The sequence below is a fragment of the Halobaculum magnesiiphilum genome, from assembly GCF_019823105.1.
In the GTDB taxonomy this organism is placed as follows: Archaea; Halobacteriota; Halobacteria; order Halobacteriales; family Haloferacaceae; genus Halobaculum; species Halobaculum magnesiiphilum.
In genome coordinates this window covers 1,017,106-1,039,150 of sequence record NZ_CP081958.1, presented here as the reverse complement: position 1 = coordinate 1,039,150, position 22,045 = coordinate 1,017,106, and the positions used below count along the sequence as shown (strand labels likewise).

General features: G+C 66.6%; 24 protein-coding genes and 1 pseudogene. 14 read left to right on the top strand and 11 right to left on the bottom strand.

Annotation, left to right across the window (positions count from 1 at the left end):
* Positions 1–93: 93 nt before the first annotated feature.
* The 3 genes from K6T50_RS05220 to K6T50_RS05210 are packed head-to-tail and all read right to left on the bottom strand — an operon-like array spanning position 94 to position 1,200.
* Complete coding sequence (locus tag K6T50_RS05220) at positions 94–462, bottom strand: hypothetical protein (protein ID WP_222608343.1); 369 nt, start codon at positions 460–462, stop codon at positions 94–96.
* Positions 459–731 carry a hypothetical protein gene (locus tag K6T50_RS05215; protein ID WP_222608342.1) on the bottom strand — a complete coding sequence of 91 codons (273 nt, stop codon included), beginning with the start codon at positions 729–731 and terminating at the stop codon, positions 459–461. Before K6T50_RS05215 ends, K6T50_RS05220 begins: the two co-directional genes overlap by 4 nt.
* Before the next feature lies 1 nt (position 732).
* On the bottom strand, positions 733–1,200 hold the full coding sequence (locus K6T50_RS05210; protein ID WP_222608341.1) for a hypothetical protein: 468 nt from the start codon (positions 1,198–1,200) through the stop codon (positions 733–735).
* 233 nt (positions 1,201–1,433) lie between these two features.
* Between K6T50_RS05210 and K6T50_RS19130 the strand changes: the two genes are divergently transcribed.
* The 3 genes from K6T50_RS19130 to K6T50_RS05200 all read left to right on the top strand — a co-directional run bounded on the left by K6T50_RS19130 (position 1,434) and on the right by K6T50_RS05200 (position 5,285).
* Positions 1,434–1,565: a hypothetical protein gene (locus tag K6T50_RS19130; RefSeq protein ID WP_275673112.1), complete on the top strand. Its 132-nt coding sequence runs from the start codon at positions 1,434–1,436 to the stop codon at positions 1,563–1,565.
* A gap of 117 nt (positions 1,566–1,682) precedes the next feature.
* The gene (locus tag K6T50_RS05205) at positions 1,683–3,680 is read left to right on the top strand and encodes a bifunctional DNA primase/polymerase (protein WP_222608340.1); all 1,998 of its coding nucleotides are present in this window, start codon (positions 1,683–1,685) and stop codon (positions 3,678–3,680) included.
* Positions 3,681–3,719: 39 nt separating this feature from the next.
* Positions 3,720–5,285 carry a DNA adenine methylase gene (locus K6T50_RS05200; RefSeq protein ID WP_222608339.1) on the top strand — a complete coding sequence of 522 codons (1,566 nt, stop codon included), beginning with the start codon at positions 3,720–3,722 and terminating at the stop codon, positions 5,283–5,285.
* 131 nt (positions 5,286–5,416) lie between these two features.
* Here the strand turns inward: K6T50_RS05200 and K6T50_RS05195 are convergent, their stop codons facing one another.
* The 3 genes from K6T50_RS05195 to K6T50_RS05185 all read right to left on the bottom strand — a co-directional run bounded on the left by K6T50_RS05195 (position 5,417) and on the right by K6T50_RS05185 (position 9,730).
* Positions 5,417–8,926: an Eco57I restriction-modification methylase domain-containing protein gene (locus tag K6T50_RS05195; protein ID WP_222608338.1), complete on the bottom strand. Its 3,510-nt coding sequence runs from the start codon at positions 8,924–8,926 to the stop codon at positions 5,417–5,419.
* A gap of 85 nt (positions 8,927–9,011) precedes the next feature.
* Entirely contained in the window at positions 9,012–9,254 is a 243-nt protein-coding gene (locus K6T50_RS05190; RefSeq protein ID WP_222608337.1) for a HalOD1 output domain-containing protein, read from the bottom strand.
* A gap of 281 nt (positions 9,255–9,535) precedes the next feature.
* Entirely contained in the window at positions 9,536–9,730 is a 195-nt protein-coding gene (locus K6T50_RS05185) for a hypothetical protein (protein WP_222608336.1), read from the bottom strand.
* A gap of 102 nt (positions 9,731–9,832) precedes the next feature.
* Between K6T50_RS05185 and K6T50_RS05180 the strand changes: the two genes are divergently transcribed.
* Entirely contained in the window at positions 9,833–10,615 is a 783-nt protein-coding gene (locus K6T50_RS05180) for a creatininase family protein (protein ID WP_222608335.1), read from the top strand.
* Positions 10,616–10,675: 60 nt separating this feature from the next.
* On the opposite strand, the pseudogene K6T50_RS05175 reads toward K6T50_RS05180, so the two are convergent.
* A pseudogene (locus K6T50_RS05175) lies at positions 10,676–11,083 on the bottom strand (creatininase family protein); the annotation flags it as partial.
* Between the two features lie 141 nt (positions 11,084–11,224).
* On the opposite strand from K6T50_RS05175, the gene K6T50_RS05170 reads away from it, so the two are divergent.
* The 5 genes from K6T50_RS05170 (at position 11,225) to K6T50_RS05150 (ending at position 14,042) form a co-directional block, all read left to right on the top strand.
* Positions 11,225–11,623, top strand: a complete 399-nt coding sequence (locus K6T50_RS05170; RefSeq protein WP_222608334.1) for a nascent polypeptide-associated complex protein — start codon at positions 11,225–11,227, stop codon at positions 11,621–11,623.
* The gene (locus tag K6T50_RS05165) at positions 11,620–12,366 is read left to right on the top strand and encodes a methyltransferase domain-containing protein (RefSeq protein ID WP_222608333.1); all 747 of its coding nucleotides are present in this window, start codon (positions 11,620–11,622) and stop codon (positions 12,364–12,366) included. The genes K6T50_RS05170 and K6T50_RS05165 overlap by 4 nt, the downstream gene beginning before the upstream one ends.
* A 53-nt stretch (positions 12,367–12,419) precedes the next feature.
* Positions 12,420–13,247: a transcriptional regulator TbsP domain-containing protein gene (locus K6T50_RS05160; protein WP_222608332.1), complete on the top strand. Its 828-nt coding sequence runs from the start codon at positions 12,420–12,422 to the stop codon at positions 13,245–13,247.
* Between the two features lie 148 nt (positions 13,248–13,395).
* Positions 13,396–13,644 carry a hypothetical protein gene (locus tag K6T50_RS05155; protein ID WP_222608331.1) on the top strand — a complete coding sequence of 83 codons (249 nt, stop codon included), beginning with the start codon at positions 13,396–13,398 and terminating at the stop codon, positions 13,642–13,644.
* On the top strand, positions 13,641–14,042 hold the full coding sequence (locus tag K6T50_RS05150; RefSeq protein WP_222608330.1) for a polyhydroxyalkanoic acid system family protein: 402 nt from the start codon (positions 13,641–13,643) through the stop codon (positions 14,040–14,042). The genes K6T50_RS05155 and K6T50_RS05150 overlap by 4 nt, the downstream gene beginning before the upstream one ends.
* Positions 14,043–14,130: 88 nt before the next feature.
* On the opposite strand, the gene K6T50_RS05145 is transcribed toward K6T50_RS05150, so the two are convergent.
* On the bottom strand, positions 14,131–14,748 hold the full coding sequence (locus K6T50_RS05145; RefSeq protein ID WP_222608329.1) for a DUF6517 family protein: 618 nt from the start codon (positions 14,746–14,748) through the stop codon (positions 14,131–14,133).
* A gap of 126 nt (positions 14,749–14,874) precedes the next feature.
* Here K6T50_RS05145 and K6T50_RS05140 point away from each other — a divergent pair, with 126 nt between their 5' ends.
* The 4 genes from K6T50_RS05140 to K6T50_RS05125 are packed head-to-tail and all read left to right on the top strand — an operon-like array spanning position 14,875 to position 17,692.
* On the top strand, positions 14,875–15,414 hold the full coding sequence (locus K6T50_RS05140) for a transcription factor (RefSeq protein ID WP_222608328.1): 540 nt from the start codon (positions 14,875–14,877) through the stop codon (positions 15,412–15,414).
* A complete protein-coding gene (locus tag K6T50_RS05135) occupies positions 15,415–16,089 on the top strand; it encodes a DUF2110 family protein (protein WP_222608327.1) in 675 nt (224 codons plus the stop codon).
* 1 nt (position 16,090) lies between these two features.
* Entirely contained in the window at positions 16,091–16,909 is an 819-nt protein-coding gene (locus K6T50_RS05130; protein ID WP_222608326.1) for a DUF5803 family protein, read from the top strand.
* Between the two features lie 57 nt (positions 16,910–16,966).
* Entirely contained in the window at positions 16,967–17,692 is a 726-nt protein-coding gene (locus tag K6T50_RS05125) for an HAD-IIB family hydrolase (protein ID WP_222608325.1), read from the top strand.
* 51 nt (positions 17,693–17,743) lie between these two features.
* On the opposite strand, the gene K6T50_RS05120 is transcribed toward K6T50_RS05125, so the two are convergent.
* The gene (locus tag K6T50_RS05120; protein WP_222608324.1) at positions 17,744–17,929 is read right to left on the bottom strand and encodes an HEWD family protein; all 186 of its coding nucleotides are present in this window, start codon (positions 17,927–17,929) and stop codon (positions 17,744–17,746) included.
* 95 nt (positions 17,930–18,024) lie between these two features.
* On the bottom strand, positions 18,025–18,633 hold the full coding sequence (locus tag K6T50_RS05115; RefSeq protein ID WP_222608323.1) for a GNAT family N-acetyltransferase: 609 nt from the start codon (positions 18,631–18,633) through the stop codon (positions 18,025–18,027).
* Positions 18,634–18,702: 69 nt separating this feature from the next.
* Here K6T50_RS05115 and K6T50_RS05110 point away from each other — a divergent pair, with 69 nt between their 5' ends.
* Entirely contained in the window at positions 18,703–19,257 is a 555-nt protein-coding gene (locus K6T50_RS05110) for a class I SAM-dependent methyltransferase (protein ID WP_222608322.1), read from the top strand.
* Between the two features lie 327 nt (positions 19,258–19,584).
* Here K6T50_RS05110 and K6T50_RS05105 read toward each other — a convergent pair whose 3' ends face one another.
* On the bottom strand, positions 19,585–21,984 hold the full coding sequence (locus K6T50_RS05105) for an ATP-dependent DNA helicase (protein WP_225935376.1): 2,400 nt from the start codon (positions 21,982–21,984) through the stop codon (positions 19,585–19,587).
* Positions 21,985–22,045 lie beyond the last annotated feature (61 nt).

Sequence of the window (22,045 nt, the reverse complement as noted above, 5' to 3'; positions counted from 1 at the left end):
CCCGGGCCAGATCTCCGCGGACCTCTCGGATCCGAGCAGGGCGCATTCCAGATCGCTCCCCGGACTCCCACTCTTCGAGCAGCTCCTCCGGAGTCATGCTCGGCGGGACGAGTAGCCGGCACTCGGGTTCCCGTTGGCGGACACGAAGGCGTCCACCTCCAGATCCCCGCCCGAGTCGTCGGTGATCTCGGTGAGAGAGGCGCGTAGCTCGTCCACGGCAACGTTCGAGACGAACTCCGTCGCGGTCTCCCCGTCGACATCGGCTTCGGTCACGGTGGCCAGCGTATCCCAGTCGTCGCCGTTGAGGGTGTGCTCCAGCTCCACGGCGAACGTGTCCGCTGGATCGAGGTTCCGGGCGATCACGAACAGCAGCACGTTGTCGTGTCCCTTCGAGGCGATCACGTCACCCGCTCCGGTCGTGGAGGCCGAGTCGAGCGACAGGGACTTGATCGGGCGGCTCACGCTCGCTCGACCTCGTACTCGGGCTCGGCTTCGAAGGCATCGAGGTCTTCGATCGACTTGAGCGGGAGCCATTGCGACGTCTGGCCGAGTGCGCCCCGGAAACGGTACTGGTGGCCCGACGGGCCTGTGACGGCCTTCGAGCGCTTGTGGCGGCGAGAGTCGCGCGACGTGAACACACGGTCGCCCTCGGCGTTGGGGCTGGACGCTGGCGGCTTCTCCTGCTCAGCCCAGCGGACGTAGCGGACACGGCCGAAGTCGCTTCCCGCCATCTCAGAAGTCCTCGTTGGCGTACACGGTTGCGTCGAGGACATCGGACTCCTCGGCGTTGGCAGCGACCTCCTCGGCGATGGCGTCCTGCCGCTCCTGTGCTTCCTTGCGCTTCTCGGCGAGTACCTCGGCTCCATCTTCGAGTGTGCTGGCGAGGTACGAGTCGGTGTGACGGACCCCGAGCGACTTCGCCACCGCGTCGGAGTCGAGGTACTCCTTGATCGCCTCGATCAGATCGTCCGGTACGCCCTCCTCTTCGAGCTGCTCGATCAGGCTGTCGGGCTCACCCGCCTCGTCGGGTAGCTCTTCCGGGGCCTCCGGCGGCTCCTCCTCGTCTTCGGTCTGCTTGGCGATCTCGTCGTACACGTCCTGTCTGGTGGCGAGGTCGGACTCCTCGACCACTTCCTCGACCGCGGACTTGAACTCGTCACGAAGCTCCTCGGGGGTTGGATCTCTTCCAGTTGGGGGCATCGGCTGATCGTAGTTGGCGCGGAGTAATACCCCCTCTCACGGCTTGTGAGAGCGATCTGGGCTGAAGGAAGAGACAGGAGGACACCTCATCCTCCCGGCTATGAACAACGGAAGTAGCCGGACTCTCACCGGCGACTCTATGTACTGGTCCCGTCGGTTTAACGGCTCTGTGCCCACAAATACGTTGATCCTCGACCAACTGTTATAACGCTCAAAAGACTGAGATATTGCTGATGTCGAGAGCAAGCGTCATGCTGGGCGTCCGCCCGGTGACCAGAACGATGGTGAACGAGCGTCGGGGGAGCCGCACACAGGACCAGTACCTCCAGCACCTGATGAAGATCGAGGAGGAGCGCGAGGGCTGATGGGTACACTATGACTGAAGCAGGTGTCCGGGGGGTGGTCGCCCCCGAACGAACTGGTGGAAGAGTTGACGCCCTTCCCGCTGAGGTGTGGTTGGGTGGGGTAGGGGAGGTGGCGTCATGTCGTCAGTAGAGGGTGAGAGGCATAACGGCTCGGCCTCGGACCTACCCCTCGAAGGTGCGGTATTCACCCGAGTCCGCGAGGACACGAAGGAGGGCGTCAAGGGCTTTCTCGATAACCCGCTCATACCGTCTGAGGCGCAGAGCTGGTTCGACGGCGGGGGGAACGTCGGCGTGGCCCTCGGACGGGAACCTCCCAACGGGACCCGACTCGTGGCGTTTGACGTGGAGCAGCGGGGCGTACTACCCGACCGACTTCGGGATATCGTGGATCAGCACGCGCTGGCTACGTGGGACACGGTACACGAAGGACGGAATCGGCTGGTGAAGGTGAGCGAAGAGGCCTACCAGCTGCTCGACTCGGTGAAGACGAAGCACGATCTCACCGATGACGGCGATCACGATCTGGAGCTGCTGACGGACGGACACGTACTCGCTCCGGGGTCGGAGATCGATCACGGCCGCTGTCGGCCGTCTAAGCCGTGCAACGGTTCCGGGCGTGGTTCGTACCGACTTGTGGCGACCGATCCCGACGCGCCCAAGCTACGGCGCGAGACGGCCCGAGAGATCCTCGACATACTCGGCGTCGTTCCGGCCGAGGACGTGAGCACCGGAACGAGTGGACACGCGGCGATCGAGGTGCTGACCGAGGTGGACGAGGAACTGGCCGATGTCGGGGACGCATTCCTTCGGGACCTCCAGCACGAGCACACCCCGGGCTTCAACTCGCTCGTAGGGATGCAGCAGGGAGGTGACGGCGGGTACGAGAATCTCCTCTGGAAAGAGGGGGAAGACGGACCGAAGATAGATCGCAGCCTGCAGGAGCTGATGGCCCTCACCCGCCTCTACGAGGTCGTCGTGTACTTCGGGAACGAGGAGGGCCAGCGAGCGAAACAGATCACACGGGCCACCTTCGAGCGGTACGTACACGGGCACAAGTACACCGAGGATGGGCAAGTTCGGCGGTGGCTGGAGGAGGGCGAGTCGTACAAACGGGATCGGCTCGGCCGGGCCTTCGAAGCTGCTGATCGAGGGAAGTTCCAACGATTCCTGAATCGACAGGAGGGCGACGATCGAGAACGATGGGGTGACTATTCCGTCGTTACCTACGGCCACGTTCGTTTCGCAGTCAACCTATTGGTTGGCAAGATCACCGTCGACCCGGAGGATCCGGACCTCGACGGGATACGCGATACAGCGGCTGTACTCTACGAGTTCGATCTCGATCGAGATAGACTGGCTGAACTCCTCGATAACCCCCCCACTCCTGTGCACGGTACTACCCCAAACTCGGGGTGCGTACCGACACGCGAATCGCCACACGACGGCGGGAAGATCGGCGAACACGAAAACCGCCGACCTGAAGTCGAGAATATGGGGGAGGGTGTTGGGAACCACGGATACCCCGAACAGAACGAGGTCGTAGAAGCTTGCCAGCAACTTGACCCGAGTCGGGATCGGGACACGCACGAGGAGGCACTACGTCGACTGCGACGGGACGGGATCGTCAAGCAAGCTCGGGTCGGTCGCAAGTACCTCGTCTACCCGTCCACACTCCCCGACCCTGAGAACGCCTGCTGCGTGAAGTGCAACGGCGAGGAGTACGATCCACGTGAGGAAACCGAGCGCAGCAGCGGTGAAGTACACCTTCGGACTGACGGAGGCACCGACATGAGCACGACAACTTCCACCAACGAGAGCAGCACGGACAACAAGTACACCCCCGAGACCCTCCGCGAGCGGTTCCCGACGGTCGTTCGGGGTGAGGGTCGGAAGTCGAAGAAGCATCATATTCCGGATGAGGACTCGGACGACGTGGAGCCGCTCTGCGGTACGTACCAACCGGCGGAGTGGATCGAGAAGGAGATCCACGTGTTCCCGCTTGACTGGCATCCGTGGTGCGAGGCGTGCCTCAAGAAGCTCCGGGAGCAGGAGCGTGCTGATCAAGGTCAGCAGGGAGACGGGCATGGAAACGTGCTGGAGGCGGAATGGGGTTAGCTACGAACTTACGAGGGTTCCCGACGGCGAAGTCGGCCCATGCCTGAATGGCGAGCAGTCGAGGACCTGACCCTGCACCCCCTGATCGACACGACGTACAAGCGAGAGCAGCGCCCCGAGCCGACTGGCGAGGGAACCTTCGAGAACACCCCGAAGGTGATAGACGAGAGCCACTTCACCGACTCAGAGAACGTGCTGCTAACCGATCCACGAGTGATCGACGTAGCTCAGGAGCGCGGTTGGGACGAGATCGAGGTGGAGATCGTTGACTCGTTCGCCGACAAGCACGCTGAGCAGCTGACCGTGCTGCAGGCAAACGACAATCCGGAGATGACCCCCGGTGGCGAGATCGAGTACGCTCTCGCATGGATGGAAGTATGCAGTGAAGAAACAAGTCGTCGAAAGCGGGGCGAGAAAACTTCCCCAGTTCTGGGAAGAGACTCGGACAAGCCTACAAACGGGAGGGCCTGTGAGCACGTGAGTTTCAACGAAGAGACCTTCCGAAAGGGGAGGCTCGTGAAACGAGCCGCAAGCGAAGGTCTGTGGGGGCTACGGAACCCAGAAGATCTGGATTCCGACGCTGTAGAGACGGCCCGTGAGCAGTGGAAGATGTTAGTGCAGGGCGAAACGGAGGTCGATCCCGCTCACAGTACGGTTGAAGAGGCACACCGTCGGGCTGGGGCCATCAAGAGCGAGGAGTGGATGGCTGGCGACCGGATCTTCAATTTCCGTGGCTCGAAGGCATCGATCGCTCGCTGGCTCGTTTCCAAGTTCCCTGAACACGACAAGTACGTGGAAGTGTTCGGTGGCTCTGCTGCGGTTCTCTACAACAAACCCCCAGCACAGCAGGAGGTATTGAACGACATCCGGGAACCGATCTCGAACTTCTTCAAGGTCCTCCGTGACGAGGCATCCGACCTTGAGCGTGAGCTTGAGAGGATCGAACTCACGAAGGAACAGCACGACAACTGGACGGTCCACTGGAAAGAGGGCTGGCGTCCGAAGGACGATGTCGAACGAGCCGCCGTCGTGTTCTTCAAGTCATTCAGCCAACTGCGACCCAGAGACGACGGAAGTGGTGGCTTCGCCTATCCAAAGGCGTACCCCAACAGGGCTGAGAAGTTCAGGAACCAGAAGCAGCAACTCACGGAGTTCCAGAAGCGGTTCAAACGCGATGATATCCCGTATTTCATCGACAGCTTCGATATCTCTCCGTCGGCGTTTGCTGGTGAACTTGATCCTGTGGTCGTTGAGAATCGGGACTTCTTGGAGGTCCTCCGCGAACACGACAGTCCCGACACCTGCTTCTACCTTGATCCACCGTATGTGGACCACGAAGGGGACTACGACAGCGGATTCACATCCGGTGATCAGGATCGACTCGTTGAAGCGTTGCATGAACTGGAGGGAGAGTTCATCCTGTCCTACGGTGAGGAGGTGCCTGACGGTCTCGACACCTTCCGAGAAACGAGGATGCTCCGACCGGATCAGCGTGAGGAAGAAGACGAGGTGGCCATCGAACGCCACTTCATGAGCTTCCCCGAGGAAGAGGAGGGAGCGTTCAGGCCGGGGAACACAGCTGACGCCCGAAAGGCCGACTGGTAGCGACCGTCGCTTCCCGTAGCTCGCACGACGTCGCCTCGTCTCGGCGTTGAGGATCAGGCTGCGTGGGATACACCGTAGCGATCTGACCCGGGGCTTAGAACGCGAACGTCGGCGCGAGAGCCAAAACCGGACTACCAGACCTTCAGGAACTCGTCCACGACCTCTGCGTCCTCCTCGCTGAGCTCGTACACGTCGCTGAGGATCGTCTCGTCCAGCTCGCCACGAAGTCGGTCGAACTCCTCGTTCAGCTCCTCGATCTTGTCCTCGTCGCCCCGGTACTCCTCCATCAGATCCACGACGTCGTCACGAGTCGGCGTGTCCATCCCGAGGATCTCAGAGCGGGTCAACCGCCGGTCCTGTGCCGTCAGTAACTCAAACACGAAGTCGCGGACGAGTTCGGACTCGAAGCCCATCTCATGGCTCCGCTTCATCACGACCTGATAGACCTCCTCGGCGGTTTCGACATCCATCTTCACGTCCTTGCGGATCGGTCCCTGCCGATAGTCGTCGCCGTCGAGGTTGATTGACTGGGCCAGATCAAGGACCGAGCTGTCGCGGTCGTAGTCCGGGAGGTAGTTCCGAACGTCGTCGGTCCTGTACTCCAAGTCGGTGATCTGCTCGCGGGTCTCCTTGACTTGCTCCGCCAGCTCCTCGACAGCCTCGTCCGAGGCGTTGTCCGGCACGACGACCGGGTGCGGCTCCAAGTAGCGCTTGTTGTAGGAGTAGTACTTCCCGCCGAAGATCGGCGCGATGTGCTTGTGATAGAACTCCAGCACAGAGGAATTCAGCAGCGCCACGTAGTACAGGTGGTCCTCCGAAGTGGGAGCGTACTCCTGCATGAGCTGAACCCCGTATCCACCGGCGTTGCCACCACCGAGGAAGTAGTACTCCCCATCGGTGTCAGCCACGAACCGGCTGTACGAACTCATGATGTTCGTCATGATCTTGTCCGGCTCCATTTTGTCGATATTCTGCCGCCGGCCGAACGCCCACCAGTGATCGTCCTGTACGTCGCGGTCCTGCAAGTACGACTTGTGGTCCTGTAGGAACTCCCACGTATGTTCGTAGTCGGTCCGGAGAGTTTCCTCCGAGAGCAAGTCCGGGTCACCGTCATCGGCGTCGTAGGGGAAGATCAGCCACAGCCCCTCCCAGTCAACGCCCCAACGGTCGATCTCCGGCCCACGGAGCAGCCGTCGTAGCACGGACTTCTCAACGGGCTGGGCCTCGTCGTCACCCTTCGCTCTGAACTGGACGACTCCGTCGTCGGGATCGACATCACCCTCGATGAAGCCGAGGTACACGGGGTTCGCGCTCGTTTGGATCCCCACGAACACCTCAGAGGAGACCTGCTGAAGCCGGAAGGATGAGGATTCACGGATCGACTCGAACACACGCCGCTCGCTCTCCATCGGCATCGGCTTCCAGCTCGGGAGGTAGTTGTCGGCGTTGTCCTCACGGAGCGTTTCTTTCGGGTAGGTGAACAGATCGTACTCGTCCACATCCTCTGGGGTTTCCCAGTCCTCCAAGTGATAGATCTCGTCCAACACCCCCTCTCTTTCGTGTGCAAACCGGGCACAGTGGACGTCTCTGTCCACAGGTTCGTCTCTGTCCACGGACACGATACAAGGGTATGGAGTGGCAGCGTCGAACACTTCCACATCCTTGAAATCGATCAGATGGGTCAGTGGCTCGTCTGCAAGGTGTTCGCGGACGCTCTCAGCGTACTCGTGTGTGAGCAGGCGGTTCGGACAGATGTACGAGAGGCTGCCGTCGTCTGTCAGCCACTCCAGCCCCCGCTCGATGAAGGGCACGTAGATGTCGAAGCTCTTGCTCTCGACCGTGGAGTACCGCTCCGCGTACTCCTCCTTCGGCCCGCTGATGTTCTGGGTTCGGACGTACGGAGGGTTCGCCACCACAACGTCGAACTCGATCTCGTCCTTGATCCGGTCGACCGCGTCCCGGTCATCGATGAACGCCTGAGCGCGACCGTTGTAGTTAGCGAACTGCGTGATCTGTGACTGCTGCCCCTCGTCTTCGGTGCCTCCTTCCTGCTTTTCGAGGACGGTGGGAGTCAGCGTGTCCGCGACGTGGATCTCGAAGCCGTCCATCGTGTAGGATGGATCCTGCTCGGTCACCTTATCGTACAGATCGACGGTCCGGAACAGGAGATTGATCTGCGTGATGTGGACGGCAAACGGGTTGATGTCGATCCCGTAGAGGTTGTCCTCGATCCGTTCGAGGATCGTACGCGCCTCCTCGGCGTCCAGATAGTGGACGCTCTCCCGACCGAACTTGCGGATGTAGTGCTGGATCAGTCGCTCACACGCCTCCGTGAGGAAGCCACCACTGCCACACGCCGGGTCGAGTATCTTCTGCCGACCGATCCCCTCTGTCGGCTTGTACCCAGTCTCGTCCAGCATATAGCGGATGACCTCTATGGGCGTGTAGTACTCGCCCAGTTCCTTCCGCTCGTCCTGTGGGAGGTAGTCCTCGTAGACGTGGCCGAGGATGTCGCGGTTGACGTACTCGAAGTCGAAGCGGTTCAGTCGCTTGAACACTTCTCCGAGCCGGTAGTCCAAGTCGTCCTCCAGATCTTCCTGCCGACGCTCCTCGTCGGCGTCGAACCGCTGCCGCTTGTCGCGGCTCACCCACCACCAATCGAAGATCCCCAGCTCGTAGAGGTCGCCGTAGTGGTCATCGATCCGGTCGTAGGTGTCCATCAGGGCCTCAAGGTACGGTCGCTCGTCGCCCTGACCGAGCGCGTCGGCCATTCCACGCCCCGAGAGCCGGGTGTTCCCGACGATCTCCTTGTCCTCGGCGATCCGAGCGAACAGCGCCCGGTTGAGAAGGATGTACGCAGTCTCACGGCAGAACGTCTGCTTCGCGTCGTCGCTCTTGCCGGTGTACTCGCGCCAACTCTTCCAGTCGGGGAAGGTCGTGTCGAGGAACTCCCGAGGGTACGAGTCCTCCGGCCGGTCCCGATAGTCATCGAAGAACCGGGCCATAACCGAGGACAGTTCGTCAAGTGACTGCTTCACCGCTTCGAGGAATAGTTCGTACCCCTCGTCGTCCGTACCGGGTTGGTACTGGACTGGGACCTCCTTCGCTCGCTGCTGGAAGTAGTCGGCGTCCCCAACGTTGGTGAAGCGGTCGTGGTGGAAGTACTCCAGCGCACCCAGCGTTTCCTGCTCCTCCGAGCCGAGATCTGCCGGTGACTCGGCTTCGGCCACGTCGTCCACGCTGAAGCCCCCGACCGAACTCAGCTCACGGTCGCTGGAGGAGTACTCGTAGATCCGGAACTCGTGGCCGTTGGTGAGGATCCCGTACTCTGCACTCCCCACACCGACCATGTACGTTTCCAGCTGGTCGACGTCGGAGAGGCCGAGATCGTGGGAGGGGCGCTTCGTCTCACAGACGATGACCGGGAACGGCGGATCGCTGTCGTCGTAACAGAGGACGTCCTTCCGGTCGTCCTCAAAATTGACGTGGCCCTCTCCTTCTTGTCGGGACCAACCGAGCGCGTCCGTGAACAGGTGGTCAACAAGGCTGTACCGGAAGTCGAACTCACTTCCCTCCGACCGAACCTCTCCGTGGATCTCGTGGAAGGCTTCGAGAAGATCGGCCAGAAGCGCGTCGGGCATTGAAGCCGTATTCCGATAGCCGCCTGATAAAATTCACTGACGGGGCGAGAGAACTCACTCCCGAGGTAGCGCTGTTGTAGATCTGTCAGTCGTCGCTGGGGACTCGCTCTTTGGTGCCGTCGACCAGCACCGCTCCTTCACCCGTGACGGTGACAGTGTGGTTCGGGACCTCGAACTGGAGTGTCCACGAGCTGCCGTCGTGAGCCGCCAGCTGGTGGATCGCGTCGGCGTCGATGTAGTCCTGCAGAGCGTAGTCGAGGTCCAGCGGATCCTTCCCTTCCGCGTCTGCTATCGCGGCGACGACCCGATCCACAACGAGTGATGACACAACTGCGGAACAGGACCAGCCACGGATAAACAAAGTGGCCTCGGAACCTCGATCCGGGGGTCATGTGGGGTTTCAAAATATTCTACCTGTGACCTCAGGATACTATCCCCACTCGTAGGCCGCGATTCGCGTTTATCGACGGGGGTGCCTCCCCTCCTCGCCGAGAGAGCCACGAGCTTGGCTCGTCTCCGGATCGAACCCTGACTGCGTAGGATGTGGCCCAGATCTTGTCGTCGCCGAGAGAACGCGACGTCGTGGCTCTCTATACAAGGGAGGAGAGGCTACTCATCGCCGTCCTCGTCGGTGAGACGGTCTGCGAGGAGGCGCTGATCGGGCGGGCTGTACTCACCGTCCGTGATCGCAGCCTCGACCTCCGCTTGGTCGGTGGCGATCGTGACGCCGCGCTCGTCGTGGAGCTGCTTGGCTTCCGCCTCGGTGTCGACGTCGTACCAGTATCCGTTGTACCAGAGGCCCATCGACTGGGTGTACTCGCCGCGAGACGATAGTGCTGGTCCCTGTAGAGCGCGCTTCCGGGGCCACAGGAAGGTTATTCAGCGCGGCGCTGTTCGTGAGACGTGATGGAGTTGGCGGCGCACACTTGGCAGGAGTTGGAGGAGTATCTCGAAGAGACGTCGTTGGCGCTGGTCCCCGTCGGTTCGACCGAGCAGCACGGCCCGCACCTCCCTGAGTCGACCGACCACACTATCGCCGAGGCACTTGCGCAGGAGGCGGCAGAGCGGGGAGACTACCTCTGCACGCCGACGGTCAACATCGGTGTCAGCCCTCATCACAAGCAGTTCGCGGGGACGATGTGGGTCGACGCGCCGGTGTTCCGTGACTACATGGAGAGCCTCGTTCGGAATCTGACGTACCACGGGATCGACCGGGTGGTGTTCGTGAACGCTCACGGGGGGAACGTGGAGCATCTGCAGGAAGTGGGACGGCGGCTCTACGACGATGAGGTTGCGTACTCGGTGGAGTGGATGTGGGATAATAGCATCCCAGATCTGGTGGACGACCTCTTCGAGCAGAACGGGCCACACGCTGGTCCGAAGGAGACCTCGATGGTGTGGTACATCGAGGACAACGTTCGAGAGGAGAAGCTGGAGGAGGCGCGCGACGGTGGCCTCGTGGACTTAGAGGATGCCGAGACGATGAAACACGGGGCGCGGACGTTCTACGACGCGGTCGACAACTCGGGGAACGGTGGCTTCGGGGATCCGACCGACGCGTCTGCTGAGAAGGGCAAGCAGCTGTTCGAGGCGGCGAGCGAGCAGCTGGTACATCTGTGTGACTGGATGGCAGCTCAGGATGCGGAGGACTTGATGCCGGCTTCTCGCGTGGCCGAGCGGAGCGAGTAGCGATAGTTACGCTGCTGCAGGGGCCTGATTATGCAGCGTAGTGAAGCAGTGTGAAGTTCCCATCCACTCGACCGCGTAGGCCGTCTCGTCGCGGCGGAGGCGGCGGCCGACCTCCCGGAGGTGCTGGGTGTTGCCGCCGTGGGCGTTCACGTAGACGATCCGGTCGACCCCGTGGTACGCGAGGTTGCGCGAGAAGCTCTCGACGTAATCGCGGAACACGCCCGGGTCGACCCACATCGTGCCGTGGAACTGGCGGTGGTGCTCGGAGACGGCGATCCGCACCGGCGGCGTACAGAGGAACCCGGTGCGGTCTGTCGCCTCGCGGGCGAGCGCTTCTGCGATGAGATAGTCCGTCGCCAGCGGCAGGTGCGGACCGTGCTGCTCGGTGGAGCCCAACGGGACGACCGCGACCGACTCCTCGGCGACGTAGTCGCCCAACTCCGGCCACGTCTGATGGGAGAGGTACACGCGACGGGGGAGGGTCGCGGGGGAGATGAAACGCGGGGATGCCGGTACGTCCGCGGAACCGGTCGATAGCAGGTACCCGCGGCGGCCGGCGCCAGCGACCGCTTCGCCACGCTTTTGCTCGCCGCGAGCGACGCCTCGGGTATGTTCGGAGGCGGCGGGATGAACCCGCGCAAGATGCAGCAGATGATGAAGCAGATGGGCATCGACGTGACCGAGATCGACGCCGAGGAGGTCGTCATCCGCACGGGCGATGAGGAGCTCGTGTTCGACGGTGCTCAGGTCACGCGCATGGATGCCCAGGGCCAGGAGACCTACCAGATCGTCGGCGAGCCGACGACCCGCGAGCTCGGCGCCGGCGACGACGACGCCGCGGCCGACGACGGCGGTTCGGATGACGCCGGTGCGGCCGATGCCGGCGGCGTCCCCGACGAGGACGTGCGGCTCGTCGCGACCCGCGCGGGCGTGAGCGAGGCGGACGCCCGCGAGGCGCTCGAGGACGTCGACGGCGACCTCGCCGCGGCGATCTCCGAGCTGGAGTGAGCTCGTACCTCCTGGTCCACGCCGACTCGGACCGCGAGTACCTCCGCGGCCCCGGCGAGGAACTCCAGACCGACCTCGGCGTGCTGGAGGTCCCGGAGGACGTGGCCCACGGCGACGTGCTGGAGACGCATCTCGACGAGGCGTTCCACGTCCGACGCCTCCGCGGACCGGACCTGTTCAACCACTTCGAGCGCACCGGCGCGCCGATGATGCCCCGCGATATCGGGCTCGTCGTCGGCCACACCGGCGCGCAGTCCGGCGATCGAGTTCTCGACGCCGGCACCGGCACCGGGGTGCTGTCGGGCTACCTCGGGCGGATCGGCGCCGCGGTGACCACCTACGAGATCGACCCGGAGTTCGCGGAGAACGCCCGCGCCAACATGGAGCTGGGCGGCGTGAGCGACCGCGTCGAGGTCCGGACCGGCGACCTGACCGAACACCTTGACGAGCTCGTCGCCGGCGACCCGTTCGATCTGATAACGCTCGACACCGCCGACGCCGCCGCGGTCGTCGAACGCGCACCGGAGCTGCTCGTCCCCGGCGGCTACGTCGCCGTCTACACGCCGTTCGTTGAGGACGCGCGCGACACCGAGCTCGCCGCGCGCGAGGCCGGCCTCGGCGACGTGGAGACGCTGGAGACGATCCAGCGCGAGCTCACCGTCGACGAGCGCGGTACCCGCCCGAGCACCGCGGGGGTCGGTCACACCGGCTATCTGCTGTTCGCTCGCCTGACCGCGCGATAATCCAACGGGACGAATCCTGAAAACTGAAGTCGGAGCGCCCCGCACGCTTCGGCATGACGACCGGTTCTCCGTCGGCGCTCGCCGACCGGGCGCTGACTCCGGCCGCCGACGCCCTCGTCGTCGACTCCTCCCCGACGTTCGTTCGTGGGGTTGTCGACGCCGTCGCCGACGACGTTCGCCCCGACGCCGACGCGTCGCCTTCCACGAGCTCGGAGCAGCGGGTTCGGCTGCTGTGCACCGAGGAGTCTGCGGACGCCGCGTTCGCCGACTTCCTGACCGTGACCGCCGCCGTCGACGCGGGATCGACCGGCCGGTTGGCGGTGCGAACGGTCCCGACCCTCGATGCGAGCCTGACGATAGCCGACGGAACCGTCCGCGCGCACGTCTCGGTCGACGGGGAGGCCACGGTGTGCGCCGGCGACGACGAGACGCTGTGTGCGGTCGCCGAGGACGCCTACGACGAACGGTGGCGCGACGCCGATCCGTACGCGTTCGACGTTCCGGGCCGGACGACGCTCGTGGAGTCGTTCGCGGACCGATGGCCGGACGGCGCGGAGACGCTCGCCGACCTGTTGGGTGCGGCCGACACCCTCCCCCGAACCGGCGCGTTCGACCCAGTAACGGCGTGTACGCTCGTCGGCGCGCGCCACGAGCTGTTGACGATGCACATCGGGGAGTGGGCCGAGGAGATCGGTCTCTCCAGCCGCACGGAGATCGCCCGATCGAAGTCGCGCCTCGTCGAGACGGGGCTCGTCGAGACCGAGCGCGAACCGGTCGGCGTCGGCCGTCCACGACACCGGCTCGTGCTCGCCGGCGACGGCAACCCCGAGCCGACGGGCGCGGAGTTGCTCGCGCTCGGACGGTCGGCACTCTGCGAGTGAGCGGCGGCCGCGGAGAAGCGGACCGGTGCAGTGAGCACGGCACCGCACCGCGGGCACGGCACAGACCCCTTGCACGCCGTGGGCCCCGGGCACGCCGGGGGATCGGGGAACACCGATAAGTCGGTCGGAGCCGTTAGTCAGGCCAGTGATGAGTGCCGACGATACGGCCGAGCCCGGTCGGGGGGAGACGACCACGTGGCCCGACTTCGGTATCGCCCTCTACGAACGGCTGACTGGGCGCGGCGCCGAGATCAGCTACACCTTCGACGACCTGGAGGTGGACGTCCCGAGCAGCGCCGACGAGGACGCGACCCACGCACACTGGCGGTTCAACGGGACGCTTCGCATCTCGTCGAGCGAACAGGGCGACCGCGGGGAGGGGGACCGCGAGGAGTGACTGATCGGTCGCCGCGCGATCGATCCCGGCCGACTGAGGACGTCGATACCGACCCCGACGCGGAAGCGGTCGCCGTCGGCGACCTCCGGGTCGCGGTCGACGTCGAGGCGACCGTCGACGGCGACCGACTCGCCGTCCGCTCGGTCGACGGGCGGATCGACGTGTCGGCCGACAGCCTCCGGACGCTCGGACGGCTCGGGTCGCTTCGGGAGGCTGTCCCAGACCGGATCGGACAGTCGATCGACCGGGTCCCGATCGGCGTCCACGTCGGCGACGTGGAGGTCGGCCGCGTCGACCCCGACGTCCCGGCGGGGCCGCTCGCTCGTGCGCTCGGCGTCGCACCCGTTCGACTCGACCTCGGTGGAGTCACCGCCGCGGTACTTCGCGGTCGGTGGTGACACAGCCGGCCGTGATTCGCGGTCGGAGGTGACGGCGCCGCGGTGACGAACGCGGCGATGACGATCGCCCCGGTATCGCTGACCCTGCTCACTCTGTCGCGCGCAGCAACGAGAACAGCTCATCGCGGAACCCGTCCGGGTCGAACGCCTCGGCGAGCGCGTCGTCCGTCCGCTCGTCCGGCGCGCTCCGGACGGCCGTCGGGTAGGCCCCGCCGACGAGGAGGTACGCGTCCCCGACGGGCCTGACGGCGGCCCATCCCCGAGCGCGGACGGCGACGCCGTCGAGGCGACACAGCGCCTCGTAGCCGGCGACGCGCGAGCCGTCGTCGAGCGCGTCCTCGGCCGCCCCGTCGTCGTCGGGGTCGGCCCGCCTGACGCCCTCGAATCCGCGGTCGGCGATCGTGTCGGCGAAGCCGGCGTGGGCCCGGTTGGCGACGAGCTTCGTGAGCGCGGGCGAGGGCCCGGTCGCGGGCGACACCGTGAGCCGGCTCGCGACGAAGAAGCGCCACAGCCGGTCGAACCCCGTCGCCTCGCGGATCCGGTCGCGGAGCGCGCGGTCCTCGTACACGACGGTCGCGGCCTCCACGGTGACGACCGCCGCGTCGAACTCGGTCGTCTCCCGACGCTCGCGCTCGCGCCACCCTCCCTCGGCGAGCGCGTCGGAGGGAACCGAGGGGAACGGGTCAGGGGGGGACGGGTCCGACATGCGTCGGGATCCGGTGTCGAGTGCGACGGGGATAACTCTGCGTGACTGGCTCGCCGGCCGGCGCTCGCGTCGCGGCGACCCGCCGAGTCGGTGACTTTAACCGACATCCACCCGCACATTCGACAAATGGCTTTTGAGGACCTCCTGGAAGACCCTGTTATCCAGAAGTACCTCCACGAGCTCGTCGGCCCGACGGGGATGCCCGTCGCGGCGGCCCCGCCGGACGGCGAGGTCACCGACGAGGAGCTCGCCGAGGAGATGGGACTGGAGTTGAACGACGTGCGCCGCGCGCTGTTCATCCTCTACGAGAACGACCTGGCGTCGTACCGCCGCGTTCGCGACGAGGACTCGGGGTGGCTCACCTACCTGTGGACGTTCCACTACGAGAACATCCCGGAGAACCTCGAGGAGGAGATGCACCGCCTGCTCGAGGGACTGGAGGAGCGCCGATCCTACGAGTCGGACCACCAGTTTTACCTCTGTGAGGTCGACTCGATCCGCTTCGAGTTCGAGGAGGCGATGGAGTTCGGCTTCGAGTGTCCCGAGTGCGGGTCGCCGCTGGAGTCGATGGAGAACAGCCGCCTCGTCGAGGCGATGGAGTGGCGCATCGACCAGCTCGCCGACGAGCTCAACGTCGACCGCGAGGAAGCCGGGGCGCAAGCGTAGATGGTCGTCCTCGCGACCAAGTGCTACGTCTCGGGCGACGCCCGCGACCGCGCGCTCGACGGGATGACCTCGCTCGTCGCCAACGACCTGGGCGACCTCGACGTGGAGTTCGAGGTGGGCGTTCGCCACGACGACTTCGTCTCGGTAACCGTCTCGGGCGACGACGAGACGGTCGCCCGCAACGTCCTCCGGGAGGAGTGGGGCGAGATCACCGACCACTTCACCGACGGCGAGACGTACGTCGGCACGCTCGACGGCTGGGACGACGACGGGTTCGTCCTCGACGCGGGCACGGAGATCCGGATCCCGGCCGAGGGGCTCGGGCTCGGCGCCGGGACGCCCGAACAGGTCCGCGACCGCCTCGGCATCGTCCAGCACCTCGCCCTCCGGTTCGTCTACGACGAGGACGGCGACCACGAGCTCGCCGACGAGGAGCGCGACCGCCTGTACGACTGGACGCGCGGGCAGGGCCGCGTGAACGTCAACTCCGCGACGCGGGCGGAGGTGCGCGCGACCGTCAACCGGGCGGGCCACGCCAACGACATCGTCACGGTCGAGCGGCTCGGCCTGCTCGAACAGAGCATCGTCTGCCGGGAGGAAACGGACGCGCCCGGGCTGCTCGCGGCCATCGGCGGCTACCTCCCCTCGGAACTGAAGGCCGTCATCCCGCAGTAACATGCCGCGCCGGCGACGACTCCTCGCGCTCGCGGCGCTGGTCGGCATGCTCGCGCTGTCGGGCTGTCTCGGCGTCCTCGGCGGCGGCTCCGTCTCCGAGGAGCGCCTCGATCGATCGCCCGCGGGCGGCGAGTACGACTGGAACGCGAGCGTCGAGTCCGACCTGGACGCCCACATCACGATCCACGACAACGCGACGTTCTCGGCGGTGTACGCCGTCAACGGGAGTCAGATCGAGCTGTACCGCCGCGACGGCCTCGGCGGCACGAACCCGCTGGACGTGCGGGCGGTGCGCTACCGGTACCCCAACGGGACCGTGATCACCGGGTCGGAGCTGGCCGAGCGCGGCGCCGTCGAGCAGACCCGCGACGTGGTCCGCATCGACTTCCCCGGCGAGGGCGACGTCGAGGGCGACCGGATCGCCGTCACCGCCGGCTCGACGCCCAAGCGGTTCGCGCTCCCGACGTACGTGGAGGGCTCCTACGAGGTCGTCCTCCCGCCGAACCGCCGCACGTCCCTGCCGGTGTTCGGCGACGTGAACCCCGGCGGGGCGACCACCTCGATCGACGACGGGAACCGGCTCCACATCCGCTGGGACGACGTGCAGACCGAGTCGGTGATCGTCCAGTTCTATCTCCCGCAGGACATCCGGATCTTCGGGGCGGTGTTCGCCCTCCTCGCGATCGTCGGCGGGGGCGGCCTGCTGTACTACCGCAGACAGATCGACGCCCTTCGCGAACGCCGTGAGGAGATGGGGCTCGACGTCGACACCGGCGACGACGACCTCGGCGACGACGGCCCGCCGCCGGGGATGCGCTAAGTCGCCGCGGTCCGCCGGACCGACGCCCCTTTTCTCCCGCACCCCCTTCACCAGCCAATGACGAGTGACGCCCCCGCGAGCCTCGAGATCCCCGGGGACGCGGACCTCCCGCCGCTGGCGCTCGACATCGACGGGACGCTGACGACGCCCGAGCACACGATAGACCCCCGCGTGTTCAGGGTGCTGCCCGAGTGGCCCGCGCCGGTCGTGCTCGCGACGGGGAAGTCGTTCCCGTACCCGATCGCGTTGTGCCACTTCGCCGGCGTCCCCGAGCGGGTGATCGCCGAAAACGGCGGCGTCGTCTGCGTCGACGAGCGGGTGCGCATCGAGGGCGACGCCGAGCGGGTCGCCGCGGCGGTCGACGCCTTCCGCGAACGGGGCGGGGAGTTGGGCTGGGGCGACGCCGACACCGTGAACCGCTGGCGCGAGACGGAGGTCGCCGCCCGCGTCACCGCCGACGAGGCGCTGCTCCGGGAGGTCGCCGAGGAGTTCGACCTGCGGTTTCTCGACACGGGGTACGCCTACCACCTCACGGATCCGGACGTGAGCAAGGGACGGGGGCTCCGGGAGGCGGCGTCGATCCTCGACCGCGACCCCGCGGCGTTCGTCGCCGTCGGCGACTCGATGAACGACGCCTCGACGTTCGCGGTCGCCGGCGAGAGCTACGCGCTCGCGAACGCAGACGAGGTCGCGAAGGACGCCGCGGACTCCGTACTCGACGACGGGTTCATGGACGGCACGATGGCGGTGCTCGCTGAACTGGTCGAACGGGCGAGCGGCTGACCCCGTCGGCACGTCGTCGCCGCGGCGTCGATCAGCGGCGCGACCCGGGGTCTACGCCTCGCTTGCGCCGTCCTCGAACGGGACGAACGAGCCGTTGATGTCCCACTCGTGGATGCAGTACACCGCGCCGACGGCGTCGTCGGCGACGACCCAGCTCCCGGTCGCGTCGTCGAAGCGCTCCTCGCGGCCGCACCGCTCGCAGACGCGCGCCCGGGGGCGACGGATACGTTCTGCCATGCGAACAAGTGGTCCGCGGATCGTCTTAATCCTCTCGGGGCGACCGACCGCGTCCCGGTCGGGCGGTTCGATCCGACCCCGTCGGTCCGCCGTCGTCAGTCCGGCCCGTTCGTCCCGTCCGTTCGCTCCGCGGTGCTCGCCTCCGCCCCCGGGGCGAGCTCCGCGAGGTCGTCGAGGTCGGCCACGACGATCCGCTCGTCGTGTTCCTCGCCGCCGAACGCGGTCGTCTGCTGTCCGATCATCTCGAACCCGTGTCGCTCGTAAAACGACAGGCCGACCTCGTTCTCGGCGAACACGACAGTCGAGAGCTGCTCGTGGTCGTCGGCGAACCGCCGCGCGACCGCGCCCAGGAGGGCGGTGCCGATCCCTCCGCCCCACGCGTCCGGGTGGACGTAGATGCGCCGGATGACGACGTTCCCGACCTCGGGGGCGTACCGGACGTGTGCGAACCCCAGAAGCCTCCCGGCGTCGTATCCGTCCGCTCCGCCCTCCCCGTCAGCTCCGTCGTTCGAGTCCGCCTCCGAGACGAGGAACGCGCCGGCGGCGGCGATGTGTCGACGGAGCGTCTCCGGGGCGTACCACTCGTCGACCGTGGCGTCGATCTCGCCCTCGGAGAGGAACCCGCCGTAGGCGGCGTGCCAGGACGCCCGCGCGATCGACACGATCGCCTCGGCGTCGTCGCGATCGGCGTCGCGGACGTGCATGCAGGCCCCCTGTCTCCGGGACGACAAAACCTCCGGGGGTCTTTACCCCCCGGTTCCTACCGGATGGCGATGGGATTTCACACGTTCGACGTCGACCGTGCGGACAAACTGGAGGACCCGGATCGGTTCCGCTACTGCTCGGGCGAGGAACTGCTCGCCGCGCTGGCGGTCCCCGCGGACGCGACGGTCGCCGATCTCGGCTCCGGCACCGGCTTCTACACCGACGTGGTCGCGGCGCACGTCGGCACCTGCTACGCCGTCGACGTGCAGTCGGAGATGCACGACCTGTACGTCGAGAAGGGGATCCCGGAGAACGTCGAGACCGTCACCGCCGGCGTCGACGACCTCCCGCTCGCCGAGAACGCGCTCGATGCCGCGTTCTCGACCATGACGTACCACGAGTACGCGAGCGACGAGTCGCTGGCGGAGCTCGCGCGGGTCGTCCGCCCCGGCGGCCGCGTCGTCACGGTCGACTGGACCGCCGACGGCCCCGGCGACGCCGGGCCGCCCCGCGACGAGCGCTTCGGCGTCGGCGACGCAGCCGGCGCCTTCGAGGACGCCGGCTTCACCGTCGAGCGCGCCGAGACGCGGACCGACACGTTCGTCCTCGTCGCGCGTCGCTGAGGGGCGATATGGATCGGAGCGGCGGATCCCGACACCTCGGAGCAGTACGAGCAGGTGTCCGAGTCGCACCGCCCGCCCGAACAACCGGCGGGTGGGACTGAAAGGGGCCGGCGTTCTGCGCGAAGCCCGACGTTCACGAGAGCGAAGCTCTCGTGAGCCAATCAGAACGCTACGCGTTCTGATGACGAAGCAAGCACCGCAGGAGGGAGGCGAAGCCGACCGACGAGGAGCACAGCGAGTCGCGCGAGCGCAGAACGCCGGGGGCTTTCGCGGTCGGCTACGAATCCATGACTGCAGCGTCGGAACTGCCCGTCTCAACCGCAGCGACTACCGATGTTCGTCCCAGAACCGCTCCAGCCCGAAGCGCAGCATGTCCGGGCTCACCGGCCGGAACTCCTCGCGCTCGTACTCGGGCAGATACTCCCGCACCGCGTTCCACGACTGGCGGGCGTAGCGCGCGTCGACCAGACAGCGGACGCCGACCTCCTCGGGCCCTCGGATCACCCGGCCGATCGCCTGCCGGGCCTTCCGAACCGCCGGCACCGTCAGCGCGGTCTCGAACCCATCGCCGAACTCGCGGTCGTAGGCCGTCTTCACCGCGCGCGTCCGCGGCGACGACGTGTTGATGATCGGGACGCCGCAGATCACCGCCGCCGCGAGGCGGTCGCCCTCGTAGTCGACCCCCTCGGTGAGCGTGCCCCGGATGCTCGTCACCAGCACCTTCGCGTCGCCGTCGAAGAAGTCCGCCTTGAGCGCCTCGGTCGCGGTGTCGTCGCTCGACTCGTCGATGAGGACCTCCTTGTCGATCCGGCCGTCGGCGTCCAATTCGCCGGCCATCCACTCGGCCTCGCCGTAGCTGGGCATCCCGACGAGGACGTTCCCGGGCGTGGTCGCGGCGACCTCGGCGGCGGCGTCGGCGTGCGCGCGGCGGGTCTCGTTGCTCTCGCCTGGGGGACCGCGGTTGGAGAACGTGAACTTCGGCACGTCGACCGCGAACGACGCCCGATTCTCCTCCGGGAACCCGAGGCCGTAGGTCCGCTCCTCGACGGGGCGCCCCTCCGATTCGAGGTAGTTGAGCCCCGTCACCTCCCGGAACACGTCGAGGGGCGCGAGCGTCGCCGACATGAGCACGCCCCCGCCGAAGTCGGCGAGGCGCTCGCCGATGGCGTCGGCGGGCACGCAGTTGTGTAACGCGAGCCGGGCGTTGTACGCTCGGCGCCAGGAGTCGGGCGCCTCGGTCTCGTCCCACGTGCGCGTCAGCTCCAGTTCCCGGAAGTACGTCTCGTGATCGCAGCGGTACCAGGCGTTGAGCGTCCGGCCGACCCCGGGCACGGCGCGCTGGCGGTCCTCGTCCTCCGCCTCGTCCAGGATCCGTGCGGCGACGGCGCCGACCTGCTCGGCCCTGGCCCACACCTGCTCGCCGTAGCCGGCGTCGCGGGCCCATTCGGTGACCTCGTCGACGCCTGGCTCCTCCGGATCGCGCAGCGGGATCTCCTCGTCGTCGAGGTCCGTGGGGTCGTCGCGCCAGCCGCGGCGCTCGGCGTCGAGGAAGTCCTCGACGCGGCGGTCCAGCTCCTCGCGGAGGTCGCGTACGAACTCCAGCAGGAGCGTCACCTCGTCGAGGCTCACCTCGGCGTCGGCCAGCTCGCCGCGCACGAGGTCGGCGTCGGTCGTCCCCTCGACGCGCCGGCCCGAGTCCTCGAACTGCACCGGCTGGATGACGCGCGTCAGCTCGTTCTCGGCGTCGCGGAGGCTCGCGTCGGCGACGCCGTCGGAGACGAGGTCGCGGACCCGCGGTTCGAGCATGTGCGCCTCGTCGCAGACGACGAAGGTGGAGTCGTTGACGAGCGCGCCGGTGAACCCGCCGACCGTCGTCGGGTCGAACGCGTGGTAGTAGTTGCCGACGACGACCTCGACCTGCGGGAGGATCGCCCCCATCATCGAGTGCGGGCAGGTGCCGTGGCCCGCCGACAGGCGGACCAGCTCCTCGGCGTCGATGAGTCCCCGCTCGGCGAAGTCGAACGGCACCGCCTCCGCGGCGTCGCCGTCCTCCGGGAGGTCGTCGAGATACTGCGCGTAGAAGGGGCAGTACTCGACGCCCTCGCGCGTCGCGGTCCCCCCGTGTTCGGGCATCTCGGGGAGGTACGGCGTCGGCTCGCCCGCGGTTTCGAGGTATGCGGCGCCGTCCTCGCCGGTGTCGGCGAGGCCGGTCTGTGCGCGGCGGGCCTGCTCGGCGAGCGCGCCGGCGGTGGTCTCGCCGCCGTCGGCGTCGCCGACGAGGTCCCGGGTGCGCTCGCGCAGCCCCTCGCAGCGCTCGTACACGTTCGTCGTGTCGACGCCACCGCGGTTCTCGCGGGCGTACGGGCACACGTCGGCCTTGCCGACGAGCGTCATCCCGGAGACGGGGCGCCAGTCGTCGGGGAGTCCCTCGTTGATCGTGCGGAGGTCCGCCTCGAACTGGCGAAGCTGTTGTTTGACGCTCGTGAGCACGAGCACGCGCTCGTAGTCGCTGTCGGGGTCGCGCACCAGGTCGATGCCGGCGGTCAGCGCCAGCATCGTCTTCCCGGTGCCGCATGCCCCCTCCAGCGCGAGGTATCCTCCGTCGTCGGCGACGGCGCGGGCCGCCTCGATCCCGTCCGCCTGCTCGGGGTAGGGGTCGGGGTGCCCGAACACGGTTCGCCACGGCTCGTCCGTCGCCTCGGTCACGGTGTAGTCGGCGGTTTCCACGGGTTTCAGTCCGTCGATGGTCCCGCTTTCGTACTTGAACCTTCAGCCCGGCACGCCGAAC

What these genes read in the sequence shown, in the direction of transcription:
- K6T50_RS05170 (WP_222608334.1), top strand. Translation starts at nt 11,225, where the DNA reads ATGTTCGGAGGCGGCGGGATGAACCCGCGCAAGATGCAGCAGATGATG.
- K6T50_RS05160 (WP_222608332.1), top strand. Translation starts at nt 12,420, where the DNA reads ATGACGACCGGTTCTCCGTCGGCGCTCGCCGACCGGGCGCTGACTCCG.
- K6T50_RS05195 (WP_222608338.1), bottom strand. Translation starts at nt 8,926, where the DNA reads ATGCCCGACGCGCTTCTGGCCGATCTTCTCGAAGCCTTCCACGAGATC.
- K6T50_RS05120 (WP_222608324.1), bottom strand. Translation starts at nt 17,929, where the DNA reads ATGGCAGAACGTATCCGTCGCCCCCGGGCGCGCGTCTGCGAGCGGTGC.
- K6T50_RS05185 (WP_222608336.1), bottom strand. Translation starts at nt 9,730, where the DNA reads ATGGGCCTCTGGTACAACGGATACTGGTACGACGTCGACACCGAGGCG.
- K6T50_RS05110 (WP_222608322.1), top strand. Translation starts at nt 18,703, where the DNA reads ATGGGATTTCACACGTTCGACGTCGACCGTGCGGACAAACTGGAGGAC.
- K6T50_RS05125 (WP_222608325.1), top strand. Translation starts at nt 16,967, where the DNA reads ATGACGAGTGACGCCCCCGCGAGCCTCGAGATCCCCGGGGACGCGGAC.
- K6T50_RS05145 (WP_222608329.1), bottom strand. Translation starts at nt 14,748, where the DNA reads ATGTCGGACCCGTCCCCCCCTGACCCGTTCCCCTCGGTTCCCTCCGAC.
- K6T50_RS05135 (WP_222608327.1), top strand. Translation starts at nt 15,415, where the DNA reads ATGGTCGTCCTCGCGACCAAGTGCTACGTCTCGGGCGACGCCCGCGAC.
- K6T50_RS19130 (WP_275673112.1), top strand. Translation starts at nt 1,434, where the DNA reads ATGTCGAGAGCAAGCGTCATGCTGGGCGTCCGCCCGGTGACCAGAACG.
- K6T50_RS05155 (WP_222608331.1), top strand. Translation starts at nt 13,396, where the DNA reads ATGAGTGCCGACGATACGGCCGAGCCCGGTCGGGGGGAGACGACCACG.
- K6T50_RS05205 (WP_222608340.1), top strand. Translation starts at nt 1,683, where the DNA reads ATGTCGTCAGTAGAGGGTGAGAGGCATAACGGCTCGGCCTCGGACCTA.
- K6T50_RS05140 (WP_222608328.1), top strand. Translation starts at nt 14,875, where the DNA reads ATGGCTTTTGAGGACCTCCTGGAAGACCCTGTTATCCAGAAGTACCTC.
- K6T50_RS05200 (WP_222608339.1), top strand. Translation starts at nt 3,720, where the DNA reads ATGCCTGAATGGCGAGCAGTCGAGGACCTGACCCTGCACCCCCTGATC.
- K6T50_RS05130 (WP_222608326.1), top strand. Translation starts at nt 16,091, where the DNA reads ATGCCGCGCCGGCGACGACTCCTCGCGCTCGCGGCGCTGGTCGGCATG.
- K6T50_RS05215 (WP_222608342.1), bottom strand. Translation starts at nt 731, where the DNA reads ATGGCGGGAAGCGACTTCGGCCGTGTCCGCTACGTCCGCTGGGCTGAG.
- K6T50_RS05115 (WP_222608323.1), bottom strand. Translation starts at nt 18,633, where the DNA reads ATGCACGTCCGCGACGCCGATCGCGACGACGCCGAGGCGATCGTGTCG.
- K6T50_RS05180 (WP_222608335.1), top strand. Translation starts at nt 9,833, where the DNA reads ATGGAGTTGGCGGCGCACACTTGGCAGGAGTTGGAGGAGTATCTCGAA.
- K6T50_RS05210 (WP_222608341.1), bottom strand. Translation starts at nt 1,200, where the DNA reads ATGCCCCCAACTGGAAGAGATCCAACCCCCGAGGAGCTTCGTGACGAG.